Source organism: Photobacterium kishitanii (assembly GCF_000613045.3).
Lineage (GTDB): Bacteria > Pseudomonadota > Gammaproteobacteria > Enterobacterales > Vibrionaceae > Photobacterium > Photobacterium kishitanii.
On sequence record NZ_LN794353.1, the window covers coordinates 460,911 to 478,447 of the forward strand.

Consider the following 17,537-nt stretch of genomic DNA (forward strand, 5'->3'; position numbering starts at 1 on the left):
ATAAATTTACTAAAAAGTAGGTATAGCTAATCTATACCTACTTTCAATTATAAACATCGTTATACTAATTTACGTCGACCATAAACGGCTAATGACATCATCATTAGCCAAAATAGAGAGAAACTACCACCAGAACCTTCACCGCCATTATTATTTCGTGGCCACTGCGTGTTGTAATCTAATAAATTAACACTTGTTGGAATGACTTCATCCTTCGTAACGGCAACTAAATAAGTACCTTGTTTAGTGTCTGCGTTATCAAATAATGGGTATAGTTGATCAAAAGGTAATGTCACAACAGCAGTCTTACTCCCCGCTGCAAACTCAACATTTTTGGGTGCTAGAGCGGCTGTTTTATCACCTTTTACTTTAGTTGCAACATAAACAGTCGCTAGCTGCGCATTATCAATATCTTTGCTTCTAGTAAGTGTGACTTCAAATTGTTGGGCATTGATATCTTCACGCGTTGACGCAACTAATGTTTGAACGCCTGTTAACTTCGTAATATTTTCTTTTTTAAGAGCTGTATGATTAAGCAGTTTAACGACATCAGCAGTACCTTGATCGCAACCCGCTTGACCATTAATAAACGGTAAGCCAATCGCTGAATTGTAACTAGTAAAGCCTGACATTAAGCTTGTGGTACCTTCTGCATTACATTGCTTAGTACCATAGCCATTTTTAAACAACTCATCAGTACTACCAACAGTATTTGCCTGAGTATGTTTAGCGCCAAAGGTATGCCCAACTTCATGCGCATAAACAAATTGATAGCGTTTATTTATAACAGTATCTTCACTTAATACCAATGGCACTTTATTCTTTAAAATTAAATCATCATCCCCCATCGGCGATCGAGCATGGCCTTTGGTAGTATTAGAGATCTGTGATGCAAAGGTCGTTAAGGTATTATTAATAATAGTCGAACTACTAGCTACCATTTGTTCTACGTCGTCAGAAACTTCTTCAATAGTTGCATAAGGATAATTAAAATAAGTCACTGTTGCGGGTAAAAGGTGAATATCAACTTTATAATGATCCCAAACTTTATTCGCTTGCTCTATATTTTGATAATGTCCAACTACCCATTGTGAGGCAATTGCTTTATGTGATAATTCAGATGGTAAAATTAACGGTGATTCAAAATCAGCAGCATTTACAGTCCCTGCAAACATTGCTAACAATAGACATAATTTTTTCTTTTGCATGAGCATCCTTTTAAAATAATACAATGATGATTATTTAATTAAGTTTTAATATTTATTCCGTCCTGATAGAAGCAATAATACATAGGCTTAAAACAATATCAATATTTAATTTGAATAACATTTTAATTATACATTAAGACACTATAAATATACTTAAAATACATTTAAATTTAATTATTAAATAATAATAACGATTATATACCCCAAAAAAAATAAGCCTGCTAAATACTATTAGCAGGCTTAATACCATTTAATTACCTAATACTATATATTTAACTATTAGAACATATTAACCATTATTATGATGCGAGCTCTAACTTTAGATTGATTAAAGAACAAGCCTGCAAAATAGTATCAATATCTTTATCGGTTAATTCACTATTAACTGAAAAGCGAATAAGATTTTTATTTTTTGGTGTTGCTGGTGAACAAAAAACAGAACCAAAAACATTCATATCTTCTAAATAATCTCGCATAATCTCAGTATTAGTTTCATTACCCGTTTCAAGAGCAATAATTTGTGACTGACTTTGAATATTAAACCCAAGTTTAATCAACCCATGACGTAATTTATCGGCTTGTTCAACTAATCGTGAACGGCGATCATCACTATTTTTAATCACATTTAAAGTCGCTTGTAATACTGCAATTTCATGCGGTAATAAAGCAGAACTAAAAATGGCTGGTCGGGCTACAAACGGCAATGCTTGCCCCACTTTATGGCTACATAGTATAGCTCCAGCGCGATAAGCGAAGGCTTTAGCCAAACTAACTGTTATAAAATCAACATCATTTGTTAAGCCTAATTGAGCAACTAGCCCTGCGCCATGTGGTCCATGAGTCCCTAATGAATGTGATTCATCAACTAAAATAGCACAACCATAATGCTTAGCTAATGCTACGATTTCAGTCAGAGGTGCAACCGTACCTAATGTACTATAAACCGAATCAACTAAAATCAATCCCGGCCCATTACGCTTAATTAACTTTTCTAAATGACGAATATTATTATGTAAGAAACTATGAATCTGTGCTTCTGCAATTCTAGCTCCTTCCCATAAAGACATATGAGCAAAGAAATCAATATATACTGGTGTATTAACAGGTAAGATCGTTTGAATTAATGCTACATTGGCAGCCCAACCAGATTGCGACAAGATACAATGCTCAAAACCTGTATAATTAGCAAGTTGATGCTCAAATGAATGATCATCTTCTTTATGTAAAAATATCGCTGACATAACAACATCTTTTTTATTGTTATTTAACGCATCAACATATACCTTTCGAATATAATCATGATTTGAAATTGCGAGATAATCATTACTTTGTAATAAAACCCCATTTTCTGTTGGTTTTTTACCTAATACTAAATGTTGTTGATTTTTTCTTGGGTAAATAAGTTCCTCTAAATGAAATTCAATTTTTTTTTATAAATTCAGGCAGAGATTTAGTCGTATTTTGATTTTTCATTGATGTATTCCTTTCAATTAATATAATGCTATTCACATAATCGTAAATAACAACGATATATTATTATTAATAAAAAAATACACAACCTATTATTTTATACTCTCTTAATATCTTCATATAAATAACTAAATTATTTTGATTTACCATAAATAATCTATTCTGAAATTTAATATTATGAGAAAATATGCTGAAAAATAATCAGGCTGAGAATATTATGAAATATCATGCTGCAATTTTTGATATGGATGGATTATTACTTGATACAGAAAAAGTCTGTATGAAAGCTTTCCAGCAAACTTGCATTGAGATGAATATCCCTTTCAAAAAAGACATCTATCTTTCTATCATTGGTCGTAACCAAGCTGGCATTAAACCTATAATTGAACAAGGTTACGGAGATCTATTAGATTATAAGGTTTTTCATCCACAATGGATGCAACGTTACCTTGCCGTTGTTGAACATCAACCCATTCCGGTTAAAGGTGGTGTTATTGCATTATTAGAATGGCTACAGACACAAAACATTCCAATGGTTGTGGCAACATCAACCCACAATACACTCGCGCACAAAAAGCTTCATTTAGCCGGACTGACTAAATATTTTTCACACATAACCAGTGGTGATGAGGTTACTAATGGCAAGCCCGCACCTGAAATATATCTTCTCGCCGCACAGCGTTTACATATTAATCCGCAACTATGTCTCGCTTTTGAAGATTCTAATAATGGCGTAAAATCAGCCATTACAGCTAATGTGACAACACTACAAATCATAGATTTAGTTGAACCAGATACTGAAACGCGCGCGTTAGGACATCATATATTTAGTACCATGGATGAAGCATTAGAGTTCTTAAAAATCGATAATTTACCTATTTAAAATTAATAAAAAAGCCCACAGGCTATTAACCTATGGGCTTTTTTTTATAAATAACTTACTTCACTGCATTCGCGATTTGAGTTGTCAACTCACCAACGGCTGTTGATAATGCTTCAACTTGAGCACTGTAACCATCTTTAGCTAATGGTACGCTAAACTCAAACGGATGCACTGTTTGTAAGTTACCATTCGCCCCAATGACCATCCACTCACCAGCAACTTTAGCCACACCTGTATATACACCATTAAATTGGTTAATACGTACCTGTAATCTCGGCGCTCCTGTCGTTGATAGTGTTGGCGTTAATTGCGTTGCCCATAATTGATGTTGCTTTTGACGTAAGTCATGAGTAATACGACGTGTTAGCTGTTTTGCTAACGCTTCTCCCCATAGGTTTTGCTGGGCTTCGACCATTTCAGTTGCAGAAGTCTGATAAACCAAACCATTACCTGCTAAATGTGCCGCAACCTCAACAGGACGTACAATCAATAATGGCTGATTATTTACATGCGATACTGTTAACGTCTTACCTGCTGGTAACAAGAAAGTATTTATACCTTCAGGCGCGCTGCTACAACCACTTGCGGCTAAAGTAACAGCTGCAATGATGAACCATTTTTTCATTATTAACGACCTCCAACAGGTACTGGATCTTTTGTTTTCTCATCACCAAACACTAATGAATTTGGTTTCTCATTTAGTTGACGTAACACTGGTTGAAGATCAGTCATAACTGCTTCAAAACGTGTTAGTGCACCTTCAAGATTCTGATATGGTGCAGCATCAGGGCCAAAACCATTAAGTGTTGTTTGGATCTGTTTAAGACTCGCACGTACATCGCCAGGCAATGCTTGCGTATCTTTTTGCTTTAACAAACGATCTAAATCATTGATCGTAGTTTGCATCGTCGCCATCGTTTTTTCAGACGCTTTTAATGTAGCAGTCATTGAATTCAAAGTATCTTCAACAGGTAACTTATTAAATTTATTCAATAAGTTTGTTAGCTGCTTCTGAACTTCAGCGAGATCGCCTGTTTTAGTTGGAAAAAGGTTATACCCATCATATGTCAACGCCTTCATTGGTTTTTCGGCTTTATAAACATCAGTGCCAATATACAATGCGCCAGTTAATAAATTACCCGTTTTCAGTGTTGCTCGTAGGCCTTGTTTAAATTCTTTTTCAAGATTCTGCTGCAGTGATGCTAGTGTACCTTCATCTGAACGGTCATAAACACGACCTAAATCAATACGCACCAATACTGGAATTTGCTTACTCGTAAAGCCTTCTTGGCTAGTAGGTAAACGTAACGGCACTTTTTGCACTGTACCAATCTGAATACCACGATATTCAATCGGAGCACCCGCTTTTAAACCACGAATTGATTCACTGAATAGCATTACAAAATCAAGGTGTTGTTCAAACATTTTTTCGCGAACTTCACTACGATTATTATATAAACGGTAATATGCTTTTTGCTGTAACTGTGGACTACCTTGATCGTCAGCCGGTGTAGTAAATGTCACACCACCCGTAATTAATGATTCTAGTGAACCAATTTTGACATTGAAACCTTCAGCACCCACCTGAACCTTAACACCAGAGGCTAAGATAAAGTTACTGCTGGTACGCACTAAACTATCATAAGGTTCAAATATAAATAATTGGTAATTAGCACGCTTACTGTTGATATCAAAACTAACTTGTTCCACACGACCGACGGTAAAACCATCATAAAGAACCGGATCACCTACACCTAATTTTCCTGCTTGACGACTCGTTAAAATAACCCGCAAACCTTTAGCATCAGCTGGCGCAACAGGCGGCACGTCTAAAGCAACAAAATGATTCTTGTCCTCTTTACCTTCTCCTGGCTGCATTTCTATATATGAACCAGAAAGAAGTGTATCCAGACCAGAAACTCCACCTTTACCTATACGTGGCTTAACGACCCAGAATAAGGTGTCATTTTTAAGCATACGCCCGGTATCATTGTTCATCTGAGCTGTTACAGTAATGTAGCTATAGTCTTTACTTAATTGAACTTTTGTAACTACACCAACTTTAACATTCAACGATTTTATCGCTGTTTTTCCAACTTCAATACCTGATGCATTTGGCAATCGAATCGTAATCACTGGCCCTTGGCTATTAAGGTATTGAACAAACATCCAAATACCAATACCTAACGCAACCAGTGGAACAATCCATATTGGAGACACTTGCTTCAAACGTTGTACTTTAGCCTCAGTCGGCTGGTTATCACTCATAATCTGCTTTCTCATTTATGTACACTAGGCACTACTGAATTGGATTCAGTAGCATCTAACTCTGAATCTTGTTTACACGGTTTGCTTTTAGTCGTCCAAAATACCCGTGGATCAAAACTCATGGCTGATAACATTGTAAATATCACCACGATAGCAAAGCATAACGCCGCAGGACCTGGTGAAATAGCCATTAAGTTTTGTAATTGTACTAAAGCTACCAAAATGGCAACCACGAAAATATCAACCATTGACCAACGGCCAATAAACTCTGTTAAACGGTATAATTTTAAATGTTTAATTGCGATATGCGTCGAATCATCCGTTCGCTTACCTGCACAAAAATATAACCATGCTAGCGTAAACATTTTCGCCATCGGAATAAAAATACTCGCAATAAAGATCACTAAAGCAATCGGCCATGACCCCATTTTCCAAAGTAATACCACCCCACCCAGAATCGTTGATCCTTCTGTTTGCCCCAAACTCACGGTATACATCATAGGATATAAATTAGCAGGAATATAAAAGACAATAGATGCCAGCAAATAAGCCCATGAGTACTGTAAAGAATGATTAGCATTAAAAACATGCAATCGACTGTCACAACGTAAACAACGCGCGTTATGCGTCGTTGGCATTGGATTTATTTGATTACAATCATGACAGCCAACATGGTTATGATCCATATGGGTATCGCCATCATGAACACCATCAATCGGTACCATGGCAAAAAACTGATCCCACAACCAAGTTCTATCAACTAACGAAACGCACTTAACAACTAGCACACTATAGAGACAAAAAGCCCAAAACGAATTACCTAAGCCTATATGTGCTAATGCTGATATTTTAACAAGACTGACTAAAACACCAATTAAAAACACATCAACCATTAACCATGGTTGGATTTTAAATAATATTCGACATAAGAATTTAATCCAACTGCGAGCATGAATTACATGACCAATATTCTTTACTTTGTTAGCTCGATAATAGAGATATAAAACTAATATCACATATGCTGCTGGAAAAACAATTACTGTAGTCATTAACAAAATAGCCAATACACTATTTTCAAAATGTTGTAATGTTTCAGCCGCATTTAAGAGTGTAATTTGATGCCCCATACCATTAACAGTAAAAGACAAAAATGGAAATGAAAGACTCAATGCTAACATAATCAAACAAGCGACACCGTAAGCAACAGGACGTTGAAAAGGTAAGCTAACGGCTTTTATTAAAGTATGGCCACACCGAGGGCAAGTCGCTTTTTCGCCTTCATTTAAATTAGGAATATCAACGACTAATCCACACTCTTCACACGCAATCATCATTGATTGTTGCACGTCAATCGCCTTTCGTGCGAGTTCAATTTCTTTACTCAACGTACATCACCTATGACAAACAAACCTGATAGTATAATTCACTAACATGCTAAAAATCATTTTCAAAAAACAGACACATACCCAGCGAACTATCGCCGACTAACCCAAACTCGTTATAAATTAAACTTATTGTTTTAAATAGTGTTTTTTATATTTACTATTTCAGTATTATCAAACACTACCCCTAATTATACTTTATTTTGAACGGTATGCATTATAACAGTATTCTTACTTAATACCGCATTACATTTAATGACGGTTATTTTTCAATTTTTACCTCTCAAGTAAAACATTAATCAGCAAAGGAGATCCTTTCAAGAAACCCACCTCAATGAATAACTATTCTCTTATAGACAATACACTCTCTTACCATTTATTCCGTTTTTCTAACTACTTTCAGTTTAAAGTATGATTAATTGTTACAAATAAAGACTATTCATAGGTATTTTAAACACAGTAAAATAGTGGTTATTATACATGAATACATTACAGGTAAAAAAGACACTACTGTATGAATATTAGCCATAGTATTAAAAAGAAGATAACCCAGTACATTTTACTATGTCTAAGCTTATTAGTTATTTTTAATCTAAGTTATTGGTCCTATAACCAATACATGCGTATACATAACTTATTAATACGAAATAGAATTGCGACAGAAAATAATATTACAAACATTATTAGTAAACATACTAACCTCCTAACTGCAATTTCTAACGATAATACAGTAAAAAACCAATTATCATTATTATCACAACGTATTGAATATGTTCGTCCTTATCAAGAAGCCTTTAATATCGAAATATTAGGTATTAGTGATCTAAAAGGTAATGCTGCTACAACATACAACGACAGCATAGAAAATATAAGCTATAGACGTTATTTTCAGCAAGCAATAGAAAATAATAAACTGACTATAAGTAACTTAATTCATTCACCTATTTCTAATAGTTATGTTTATATCATATGTAAACCTTTTGCTAATTCAGTCGAAGGTGGAACTATTTTTGCTTCTGTGTCATATGCCGAGATAAAAAAGGCACTTTCTTATCAAGAAAATACTAGTATAAAAAACAATCTCTTAAATGATTATAAAGGCACTCAAAATAATTGTAAAAATATAAATATACTCAAAATAAATAAACTTTATACGTCATTGGATAGTACTAAAATATCATATAACATTAAAAATAAAATAGCATTTAGTTATTATGCCATTAATAATAAATACCAAATAGAACGTTTAACATTACATCAAATAAAAAACACGCCTTGGTATTTAGTCTCTACTTTTAATTATAATCAATATTTAAAAGAACGCTTTATTTTTATCATTTTTAATATTTTAATTTCTATAATAGCATCCGTGACTATTGGATATTATTTAATGAAAAAAGTTTCTATTATCACATCACCAATTGATGACTTTATTAAAGAGAGCACTTCTATTATACCGATTCAATCACAATCAAAAAGTGACAATATCGATATAAACCATCACTTCAACAATATTATTAATACATCTAAAGATGGTGTTTATTGCTCTAGAACCAATTTATTAAACCGTAAATATTTCATTCAAAATGCAAATATCAAAATTCAAACACATCATAAAAAGTTTGCATTACTCTTTATTGATCTTGATAACCTTAAAACAATTAATGACACGTTAGGTCATCATTATGGTGATTACGTTATTTCAATATTTGCTCAACATATAACAACATTTTTTAATCATCCCATCGATTTAGCAGGTCGATTCGGCGGCGATGAATTTATCGTATTAACAAACAACTTCAACAATGAGATCGATTTAATCGATAAATTACAGAAGCTTATTATCGAACTCAATGGATCAGTCAGTAATGCTAGTACCGTTATTCCATTTTCAGCATCGATTGGTGTTGCACTTACTGATAACGAAATACGAGATATCGAACAATTAATTATTAATGCTGACAAAGCAGTCTATGACAGTAAGAAAAAAGGTAAAAACTGTTACACCTTTTATATTAACCATTAAAAAGCCCCTACTGCTAATATCACTAGGGGCTATTATCAAACTATTATTTATTAATCTTGTTGTACCGCAGATATTGGAAATAAACGATCATAAGCAATATTATAAACATATGCATAAATGAGATAAAAAAGTACCATACCAATATCAAGAACAAAAGCCTGCCATAGAGTAACTTTTAGTACCCAAGACAAAATAGGAATAGTAACCAAAAGAAGTCCAGCTTCAAATCCAAGACTATGAATAATACGGATAGCAGTTGTTTTTACTATTGTTTTATAGCGACGATAAAGTATACGGTCGAACCAAATATTGTAAATATAGTTCCAACCAGTTGCTAAAATTGAAAAAGCAATCCCTACTACGCCAATATGACTACTGTCAAATCCTAACTGACTTAATACACCCACCAATAAAATTAAGCCAATAATTTCAAAACAAACCGCATGGCGAATACGATCCAACCGCGTTCTCATCAAAAATTTCCTCAGTACATTTATTTTTTGTCATAGATAGCTTTTATGCATATTACTATAAATGTTTTTTTGCTATTAACAAGCTAGAAAGCATCCGAAAAACAGATGGACAGGCTATTTGTCTAACAACTCAGAAGCTTTGTAACAACGCTGAGATACGACAGTTGTTGATGCCAGCATATTTGAGCATATTGATTTTTGTAACACTTCTTTATCTGATTGTAATTGCATAACCTGCTGCCGTAAACTTTCAATAACAGATTGATAATCAACTTTTTTTATTGATTTATCTTCTAGTTTTTCAAATAAATTTTCGACATCAATAGCATTAGTTTCCACAATTGTTTTCGATTCTATCAGCGCTTGTTGACGCTGCTCAGCTTCAACTGCTAGTTGTTTTACAAACGAGCCCATTTCATCAGCCGATCCAACCAGACGATTAAATATCAGTAAAAATGAACAAATTTCTGCATCTGTAGAAAAATTCGGATAACGTATTTTATGGTCAATTTCCGTCCATGCTTCTTCAAAAATAGTCCGTACCTGTACTTCCGTAAAAATACGTCGCTGTTGTAACTCACTACCAAATACATAATGTAGCGAACGATAACCTGCAGGATGTATTTTTACTTTTATATCCTTAGGTAACACAGCAAAAACTTCATCATCTCCGCTTCTAACATAATAAACAGGTGGTTCTTCATACTGCCACTTATTCATTAAATAATCATGAATGACTAACCCGTCATCTTTAAATAGATGTAATGCTCGAACGCCAATAAGATCAGTAACAATCTCGTCATAATTATATTGATTAATACCGAGATATTTAGCTTTAAATGTCGAACTATGAGGTTGTGTTTTTCTGACAATTTTTTCCATTAGATGCTGCGGGTTTTTCACTCGCCAGCGCACAGAGTGAACATGAGAACACTGTTGAATAATACGTGCATATGATTCTGCTGTGAGGTTCAGTGCTTCTGTTCGTTGCTCATGGCAAAGACCTATAGCTTTTAATGTCGGCCACGTAATTAGGCTGGCTTGCCACTGCTGTTGACTAATCCGATTATTATGCAGAAACTCATCTTCTGTCAAAAGAGCAATACTCATTACAGGCTCACTTATTGATAAATAATATAGATATAAAGACTAATGATAGATTAAATAGAACATCATTTATTATTTTAATCACTTAGCTAAGTTATTATTTTTACGTACATATTTCAACTTTATAAGAAACTTAAAATGATAACAAAGTTACCACAAATAGAATTAAAATAATCTTGAATGACTTATTTTAATCACGCGTTGATAATCATCACCGTTAAATACATCTAATTATAAAATTCTTCGGCGCATCATTACTGTTACGAAATCAGAGCTAACAATAACCTAATTGATAATTCTTATTTACCACAAGAGCATTGAATAATTAATCATGCTAAAAAATGTCATAAAATATTTATTTTAGGTTAACACTACTTTTCAAACCTAAACCCTGAACTAGAGTCGTGCTTAAGCGAGTTAGACTAGTCACTTTAATGTCACTAACGTAAACTAGCATTATTATTTTCATGCCAATCGTTTAGGGATTTAGTCACAACATGAAACGTATTCCAACTAATATCATTACAGGTTTCTTAGGTGCCGGTAAAACCACCTCTATTCTCTCTTTACTCGCACGTAAACCCGAACACGAAAAATGGGCTATTTTAATTAATGAATTCGGCAATGTTGGCGTTGATGGTGCTATTTTAGAACAGCAAGGCGCAATCATTAAAGAAGTCCCTGGCGGCTGTATGTGCTGTGTTGCGGGGCTACCGATGTCAGTTGGTATCAATGCTCTACTAGCCCAAAAGCCTGATCGTCTACTCCTTGAACCAACGGGCTTAGGTCACCCAAAAGAAGTAATCCACAAATTAACATCAGAAAGCTACCGTAACTATGTCGATCTTCGTGCGACAATCACCGTCGTTGATCCTCGCCATTTTGCTGATAGCGTTTATACCGATAACGTTAATTTTCAGGATCAACTCGCTCTAGCTGATGTCGTGGTTGCCAATAAAATCGATCAGTGTGACGAGTTTGATTTATATACCTTCCAAACGGCAATGGAAAAAGCGGAACCTAAAAAAGCCCTGATTGCTGAAGTTGAACATGGCCGACTTGAATTAGAATGGCTTGATATTGAACGAACGGATCGCCAAGCACAACATAGCCACCATCATCATCACGACCAAACAGAACCGTTACCTGAATTAGAATTAGCCCCAGGTCAGCAATTTATCCGTAAAGAAAACCACGGTCAGGGTTATCACAGTTGTGGTTGGTTCTTTGCTGCGGATCAATTATTTGAATTCTCAAAATTATTCAGCTTATTTTCTAACCTTAGTGCTAATCGCATTAAAGCTGTTGTTAATACCGAAAATGGCTGCTTTGCATTTAACGTTGTTAATCAAGTTGTGTCTGTTAACAAACTTTCGCTAGAAGGATTTGAATCACGCATTGAGGTCATTGATAACGAAATTTTACCGTGGGATGAACTAGAAAATATTTTATGTTCAATTGCAGCTAATACTGTCGCTAAATAATCCTATTTATTGATTCTTATAGATCCATTGCTCATACCGATTGCAGTAATAGTGAGAATTTTTATCACTTTACTGCTAGGTTATAAAATAGAGCTCATAAAAATAAGGGAGCACAAATGCTAAACCCTAATACTGCTAAAACAGTGATCGATCATGCCCTATTTCTTGGCGCTGATTTCGCTGAATTATTTGTCGAACATCATCAATCAAGTTCTGTCCAACTCATATCAGCTGAAATTGATAAGGTTAACTCAGGTATTGATTTCGGTATTGGTATCCGCCTGTTTTTTGGACATAAAGTTCTCTATGGTTACACTAACAGTACCGATGAAGAAGAATTAAAACGCGTCACATCTTTACTCGCGGCTAAAGATAAACGCGAGCAAATATTAACGGCTGGTGCTCTTAACTTAAATCGCTATAACAATAAACATAGCTGTCAATTACCACTTAGCCTAGATACTAACATGGCGGCTAAAATTGCGTTTTTACGTCAAGCCGATCAAGCTGCCCGTGCTGAAAATGAAAAAATAGCCCAATTTATTGGTAGTGTTGCTCAACGTGAACAGCAGATCGAAATTTTTAACTCTGATGGCCTTCATATTGGCGATACTCGGCATTATACCCGCATTTCTGCTAATGCTGTTGCTCAAAATGGCAGCGAGCAATCCACGGGTTATGAAGCCCCTGGTGCGTTTACTGGTTGGGAGTTTAATACTCATGTTGACGCGCAGAAGCTCGGCCATGATGTAGCAAAACAAGCAATGGTTAAGCTATTTGCAGAAGCCTGTCCTTCAGGGGAAATGCCCGTCATTATTGGTAATGGATTTGGTGGCGTTATCTTCCATGAAGCATGTGGCCACTTACTTGAAACAACCTCTGTTGCTAAAAAAGCCTCGGTTTTTCACGATAAGATGGGAGAAATGATTGCAAATTCGGTAGTTAGTGCAGTTGACGACGGCACCATGACCAATCAATGGGGCTCAATCAATATTGATGATGAAGGCATGGAAACCCAACGTACTCAACTTATTAAAGACGGTAAACTAACCAGCTTTATGGTTGATCGTATGGGGGGGGTAAAAACTGGATTTGCACGTACAGGTTCAGGCCGTCGCGAATCTTATAAGTTCGCACCAACGTCACGGATGCGTAATACCTTTATTGAACCAGGTACAAACACGCTCGATGATATGCTGGCTGGCGTTGAACGTGGCATTTATGCTAAAAAAATGGGCGGCGGCTCAGTACAACCAGGAACAGGTGAATTTAACTTTGCAGTTCAAGAAGCTTATCTGGTTGAAAACGGTAAAATCACTAAACCACTCAAATCAGCGACCTTAATCAGTACAGGCCCTAAGGTATTGAAAGAAATCAGTATGATTGGTAATGATTTCGCACTTGCTGCTGGCATGTGTGGATCTGTCAGTGGCTCAGTACCAACAACAGTAGGTCAAGCAGCATTAAAAGTTGATAATATTCTTGTGGGAGGTGGCAACTAATGACAGATCAAAACGCACTACAACAGGCTATCGATTACGTACTTGATCGCGTTCGGTCACGCGATGCTGCTGCCGATGTCATTGCAAACCGCAGTAATAATTTTTCACTAAAAGCCAATCAAGGCGAACTTGACGAATATAAAGTAACTTCAGGACAAGTTATCGGTGTACGGGTAATTAAAGATCAACGTACAGCCACTAGTTATTCTGAATCACTTGATCTCGCAAGCTTGGATTTAATGGTGGATAATGCACTAACTAATGCGCAATATTCCCAACAAGATCCCCACCAAAAAATAAGCTGTATTGATAGTCGACTTGCAACCACTGAGCCTGAAGTTTATCAAACTGAAACGGCAACCGTTGATGAAAAAATTGCACTCGCATTATCATTAGAACAAGGGGTAGTAAACAAACCTCACGCAACCAGTGCGCCTTACAATGGCTTTGCTGAATCAGATAGCCATGTCATTCTAGCGAATACTCAAGGCACATTGTGTAACCATAGTGAACGTTCAACCTATTGCTATGCTTACACCCTTTATGAAAAAGACGGTAAGCAAGCAATGCATGGCGGCATGTCATCTGGACGTTTATTTAGTCAATTAGATCCTAGCTATTGTATTAATCATGGCTATGAGATGGCGCAAGCACTGTTAGATGGTGCGCCTATTGCCAGTAAGCATTATTCTGTAATTTTCACGCTTAGCGCATTAAGTAGCTTATTTTCTGCGTTTGGAATGTGCATGTCTGGACAAGCAGCAATGAAGGGCATCAACCCTTGGGGTGACGCTCTTGATACGCTTGTTGCGAGCCCACTGCTCACTATCACTGACACAGCGTACATTAATGGTGGTTTTTCTATTAAAGCCTTTGATAGCGAAGGTTATGCTACTCATGACACTTTATTAGTTGGTGAAGGCAAATTACAAAGCTTATTACACAATAGCCATACTGCCAGCTACTTTGGCATTGAAAATACAGCCAATGGCTCACGCTCGGCAAAAGGCGGCCTAGGCGTAAACTCGCGTCATACTGTTATTAGTACAGGTATAAGCTCTAACGCTGAGGTTACTGCTGGTGAATACCTTGAATTAGTAGAATTACAAGGTGTCCATTCTGGTGCTGATGCTGTGAGTGGTGATTTCTCATTTGGTGCTAGCGGTTTTCTCTGTCGTGATGGCCAGCGCATACAAGCCGTACGTGGTATTACTGTTGCGGGTAATTTCTATCAAATGATCAAAGAAATTGACACTGTAAGCAATCAATTAGAACATGATTATAATCGCAGTTTCTACGCACCAAAAATTCGTTTTACACGTTTAAATATTGCGGGAAAATAATCAATAATCCGTTGAGATAATAAACCTTACTGATAAAGATATTCATGTAAATCCAATTCAGTAAGGTTTTTTTTCGCCAACTCAAATAGATGTTCATTATTGTATCCATAACCCACAATCACTATTATTAGGTTTAAAATCTTCATTAAAATACGATAACATGAATAAAACACCTAATAAGAATAAGACCATGAATCTTACTGCTATTGCGACACTACAAATTAATAATAAGATGTTTGCTAATCCGCGCCGTATCGCTCTATTAAAAGCAATTAATGATAGCGGATCTATCAGCCAAGGAGCCAAATTAGCAGGCATTAGCTATAAAGCAGCCTTTGATGCTATTAAAGATATGAATAGCAGTAACGAACAACCTTTAGTTAATAGTGAAAAAGGCGGAAAAGGAGGTGGAGGTGCGACACTAACACGCTTTGGCCAACGTTTAATTCAAATGTATGACCTGTTAAATAAAATCCAAGACATGGGCTTACAGGCTCTTAATGACGATAATGCACCGCTTGATAGCCTTTTAGGTGTAATGAGTCGATTCTCATTACAAACTAGTGCACGAAATCAATTATTCGGCCATATTTCTACTATCGAAACCCATGATTTACATGATGTCGTCACTATAGCTCTTACTGAGCAGCATCAAATTCACGCAACAATCACCCATGGCAGTACATTACGCTTAGGCCTAAAACAAAATAAAGATGTCGTAACGCTAATCAAAGGTCCTGCAATTACAGTTTGTAGCGAAGAAAATCTCATTCATGGCAAGCGTGATCGGTTTGATAACCAGCTACTTGGTACGCTTACCGCGATGAAGCAAGATCGTCAATCAACAGAAATAACTATCAATTTAACCGACGAAATAAGTATTTGTGCTTTTGTAGATAATCAAGATCTTATGGATGAAACATTACGCTTAGGAATGCCTATTTACGCTTTATTCCACTCCACTCAAGTTATTGTGGCAAGTATGTATTAAATAGCAGAAATGTGTTCAATAATCGTATTACGCTCAAAGGAATGAGCTTATATTATCGGGGATTGGATCTGGATTCTGCGAATCGACACTGCATTCGGTTGAGAACGCATTATAATTAAATCCCTTCTTAATGCAGTCAGTAAAATTAGTATAATCTTCATATTGCTGAATAATAATCAAACCACAAGCCATAAAGACAAATGCTAATGCCATCAGATTCAACCAAATTTTTTGCTGCTTTAATGAGCATAAAAAAAGTACAACTGATAATGGTACACAAGCAATACTTATAAACCACAATGTTGATGATGAAAATATCATGACATACCCATTAAACGACAATTACCACTGAGAGCAGTTTAAGGCTTTTTCTGCAAAATATCCCGTTATAGCTCAGAAATATGCTTATTTGACAAAGAAATAACATAAATGGAGATATTATTAAAAGTACTGTTGTTTATATGAGCATTCTTACACACGATTAATTATTGTGTCTGTGGTATCTGTTACCAAAAGACACAATAGTTTTATGGCTGCATTGGACAATAAATTGATAGTTAAATAACAAGCCCACCATCCACTTTTAATACTTGTCCAGTGATAAAATTCGACTGAGCACTGGCTAAAAATAATGCGCAGTTAGCAATATCTTGTGCTTTACCCATCCGCTGAAGTGGTGTCTTTGATATCATATAATTAATAACTTTTTCAGGTAGATCAACCGTCATTGGAGTCTCAATAAATCCAGGAGCGATACAATTTGCCCGAACCTGTGCGCCTTTACGCGAAAATTCTTTCGCCCATGATTGCGACATAGCAATAACTCCAGCCTTCGTCGCGGCATAATTCGTTTGGCCAATATTGCCATCAGTACCCACTATTGATGACATAGTAATAATTGACCCACTCCCTGTTTGCATCATTATAGGGGCAATAGCTTGGGTCATATTAAAAACGCCCTTGAGATTAACATCCATGACCAAATCCCAATCAGACTCCGTCATTTTATCAATCAAATTATCACGAGTGATCCCTGCATTATTAACTAGTACATCAATTTTTCCGTATTGCTCTGAAATTTGTCGTATAGCTTCTGCTACACCTTCACGATCACAAACATTAAGCTCTAATGCGGTAACATTTGGAAACTGCTGCTCTAAGTCAGCCATCATTCCCATATTCATATCACATGCAATCACTCGGGTTGCATTCTGACACGCAAATGTTTCAACAATACAACGACCAATTCCTTGGGCTCCACCTGTCACAATACATACTTTATCGGTTAGCATATTTTCCCCTTATGATGTTTGTTGTCGTCCTACAATCAAACTAAAACTCAGCGCTCATCCTTTATTTTAGATAACTATGGCCTGAACATTAAACTCAATATCACAAGA

The 17,537-nt window shown here is 35.8% G+C and carries 14 protein-coding genes and 1 pseudogene; 6 read left to right on the plus strand and 9 right to left on the minus strand.

Going from position 1 to position 17,537, the window contains the following annotated elements; genetic code table 11:
- Window positions 1-59: 59 nt before the first annotated feature.
- Both PPBDW_RS17380 and cqsA read right to left on the minus strand, forming a co-directional pair.
- Window positions 60-1,208 carry a reprolysin-like metallopeptidase gene (locus tag PPBDW_RS17380; RefSeq protein WP_036790830.1) on the minus strand — a complete coding sequence of 383 codons (1,149 nt, stop codon included), beginning with the start codon at window positions 1,206-1,208 and terminating at the stop codon, window positions 60-62.
- Between the two features lie 299 nt (window positions 1,209-1,507).
- Window positions 1,508-2,681, minus strand: a pseudogene (gene cqsA / locus PPBDW_RS17385) (alpha-hydroxyketone-type quorum-sensing autoinducer synthase).
- Between the two features lie 214 nt (window positions 2,682-2,895).
- Between cqsA and PPBDW_RS17390 the strand changes: the two are divergent.
- Window positions 2,896-3,561, plus strand: a complete 666-nt coding sequence (locus tag PPBDW_RS17390; protein ID WP_036792853.1) for an HAD family hydrolase — start codon at window positions 2,896-2,898, stop codon at window positions 3,559-3,561.
- A 55-nt stretch (window positions 3,562-3,616) separates the two neighbouring features.
- On the opposite strand, the gene PPBDW_RS17395 is transcribed toward PPBDW_RS17390, so the two are convergent.
- The 3 genes from PPBDW_RS17395 to PPBDW_RS17405 are packed head-to-tail and all read right to left on the minus strand — an operon-like array spanning window position 3,617 to window position 7,163.
- Window positions 3,617-4,186, minus strand: coding sequence for a PqiC family protein (locus PPBDW_RS17395; RefSeq protein WP_036790836.1), 570 nt, complete (start codon window positions 4,184-4,186; stop codon window positions 3,617-3,619).
- Window positions 4,187-4,188: 2 nt separating this feature from the next.
- Window positions 4,189-5,829: an intermembrane transport protein PqiB gene (gene pqiB, locus PPBDW_RS17400; protein ID WP_036790838.1), complete on the minus strand. Its 1,641-nt coding sequence runs from the start codon at window positions 5,827-5,829 to the stop codon at window positions 4,189-4,191.
- 11 nt (window positions 5,830-5,840) lie between these two features.
- Window positions 5,841-7,163 carry a paraquat-inducible protein A gene (locus tag PPBDW_RS17405; RefSeq protein WP_045041494.1) on the minus strand — a complete coding sequence of 441 codons (1,323 nt, stop codon included), beginning with the start codon at window positions 7,161-7,163 and terminating at the stop codon, window positions 5,841-5,843.
- A gap of 667 nt (window positions 7,164-7,830) precedes the next feature.
- On the opposite strand from PPBDW_RS17405, the gene PPBDW_RS17410 reads away from it, so the two are divergent.
- Window positions 7,831-9,237 carry a sensor domain-containing diguanylate cyclase gene (locus tag PPBDW_RS17410; RefSeq protein ID WP_036790841.1) on the plus strand — a complete coding sequence of 469 codons (1,407 nt, stop codon included), beginning with the start codon at window positions 7,831-7,833 and terminating at the stop codon, window positions 9,235-9,237.
- Window positions 9,238-9,287: 50 nt separating this feature from the next.
- Here PPBDW_RS17410 and PPBDW_RS17415 read toward each other — a convergent pair whose 3' ends face one another.
- Window positions 9,288-9,710: a PACE efflux transporter gene (locus PPBDW_RS17415; protein WP_036790844.1), complete on the minus strand. Its 423-nt coding sequence runs from the start codon at window positions 9,708-9,710 to the stop codon at window positions 9,288-9,290.
- A gap of 114 nt (window positions 9,711-9,824) precedes the next feature.
- The gene (locus tag PPBDW_RS17420) at window positions 9,825-10,820 is read right to left on the minus strand and encodes a RelA/SpoT domain-containing protein (RefSeq protein ID WP_036790847.1); all 996 of its coding nucleotides are present in this window, start codon (window positions 10,818-10,820) and stop codon (window positions 9,825-9,827) included.
- Window positions 10,821-11,314: 494 nt separating this feature from the next.
- Here PPBDW_RS17420 and PPBDW_RS17425 point away from each other — a divergent pair, with 494 nt between their 5' ends.
- The 4 genes from PPBDW_RS17425 (at window position 11,315) to PPBDW_RS17440 (ending at window position 16,137) form a co-directional block, all read left to right on the plus strand.
- Window positions 11,315-12,301, plus strand: coding sequence for a CobW family GTP-binding protein (locus PPBDW_RS17425; protein ID WP_036790850.1), 987 nt, complete (start codon window positions 11,315-11,317; stop codon window positions 12,299-12,301).
- A gap of 116 nt (window positions 12,302-12,417) precedes the next feature.
- The gene (locus PPBDW_RS17430) at window positions 12,418-13,803 is read left to right on the plus strand and encodes a TldD/PmbA family protein (protein WP_036790852.1); all 1,386 of its coding nucleotides are present in this window, start codon (window positions 12,418-12,420) and stop codon (window positions 13,801-13,803) included.
- Window positions 13,803-15,146 (plus strand): TldD/PmbA family protein, encoded by a 1,344-nt coding sequence (locus tag PPBDW_RS17435; RefSeq protein WP_036790855.1) that lies wholly within the window; start codon window positions 13,803-13,805, stop codon window positions 15,144-15,146. The genes PPBDW_RS17430 and PPBDW_RS17435 overlap by 1 nt, the downstream gene beginning before the upstream one ends.
- A 190-nt stretch (window positions 15,147-15,336) precedes the next feature.
- Window positions 15,337-16,137 (plus strand): TOBE domain-containing protein, encoded by an 801-nt coding sequence (locus PPBDW_RS17440; protein ID WP_036790858.1) that lies wholly within the window; start codon window positions 15,337-15,339, stop codon window positions 16,135-16,137.
- Between the two features lie 33 nt (window positions 16,138-16,170).
- On the opposite strand, the gene PPBDW_RS17445 is transcribed toward PPBDW_RS17440, so the two are convergent.
- Window positions 16,171-16,458 carry a hypothetical protein gene (locus PPBDW_RS17445; protein WP_036790861.1) on the minus strand — a complete coding sequence of 96 codons (288 nt, stop codon included), beginning with the start codon at window positions 16,456-16,458 and terminating at the stop codon, window positions 16,171-16,173.
- Window positions 16,459-16,694: 236 nt separating this feature from the next.
- The gene (gene fabG, locus PPBDW_RS17450) at window positions 16,695-17,429 is read right to left on the minus strand and encodes a 3-oxoacyl-ACP reductase FabG (RefSeq protein ID WP_036790864.1); all 735 of its coding nucleotides are present in this window, start codon (window positions 17,427-17,429) and stop codon (window positions 16,695-16,697) included.
- Window positions 17,430-17,537: the final 108 nt, after the last annotated feature.

What these genes read in the sequence shown, in the direction of transcription:
- PPBDW_RS17420 (WP_036790847.1), bottom strand. Translation starts at nt 10,820, where the DNA reads ATGAGTATTGCTCTTTTGACAGAAGATGAGTTTCTGCATAATAATCGG.
- pqiB (WP_036790838.1), bottom strand. Translation starts at nt 5,829, where the DNA reads ATGAGTGATAACCAGCCGACTGAGGCTAAAGTACAACGTTTGAAGCAA.
- PPBDW_RS17415 (WP_036790844.1), bottom strand. Translation starts at nt 9,710, where the DNA reads ATGAGAACGCGGTTGGATCGTATTCGCCATGCGGTTTGTTTTGAAATT.
- PPBDW_RS17440 (WP_036790858.1), top strand. Translation starts at nt 15,337, where the DNA reads ATGAATCTTACTGCTATTGCGACACTACAAATTAATAATAAGATGTTT.
- PPBDW_RS17395 (WP_036790836.1), bottom strand. Translation starts at nt 4,186, where the DNA reads ATGAAAAAATGGTTCATCATTGCAGCTGTTACTTTAGCCGCAAGTGGT.
- PPBDW_RS17445 (WP_036790861.1), bottom strand. Translation starts at nt 16,458, where the DNA reads ATGATATTTTCATCATCAACATTGTGGTTTATAAGTATTGCTTGTGTA.
- PPBDW_RS17405 (WP_045041494.1), bottom strand. Translation starts at nt 7,163, where the DNA reads ATGATGATTGCGTGTGAAGAGTGTGGATTAGTCGTTGATATTCCTAAT.
- PPBDW_RS17425 (WP_036790850.1), top strand. Translation starts at nt 11,315, where the DNA reads ATGAAACGTATTCCAACTAATATCATTACAGGTTTCTTAGGTGCCGGT.
- PPBDW_RS17435 (WP_036790855.1), top strand. Translation starts at nt 13,803, where the DNA reads ATGACAGATCAAAACGCACTACAACAGGCTATCGATTACGTACTTGAT.
- PPBDW_RS17430 (WP_036790852.1), top strand. Translation starts at nt 12,418, where the DNA reads ATGCTAAACCCTAATACTGCTAAAACAGTGATCGATCATGCCCTATTT.
- PPBDW_RS17390 (WP_036792853.1), top strand. Translation starts at nt 2,896, where the DNA reads ATGAAATATCATGCTGCAATTTTTGATATGGATGGATTATTACTTGAT.
- PPBDW_RS17380 (WP_036790830.1), bottom strand. Translation starts at nt 1,208, where the DNA reads ATGCAAAAGAAAAAATTATGTCTATTGTTAGCAATGTTTGCAGGGACT.
- PPBDW_RS17410 (WP_036790841.1), top strand. Translation starts at nt 7,831, where the DNA reads ATGCGTATACATAACTTATTAATACGAAATAGAATTGCGACAGAAAAT.
- fabG (WP_036790864.1), bottom strand. Translation starts at nt 17,429, where the DNA reads ATGCTAACCGATAAAGTATGTATTGTGACAGGTGGAGCCCAAGGAATT.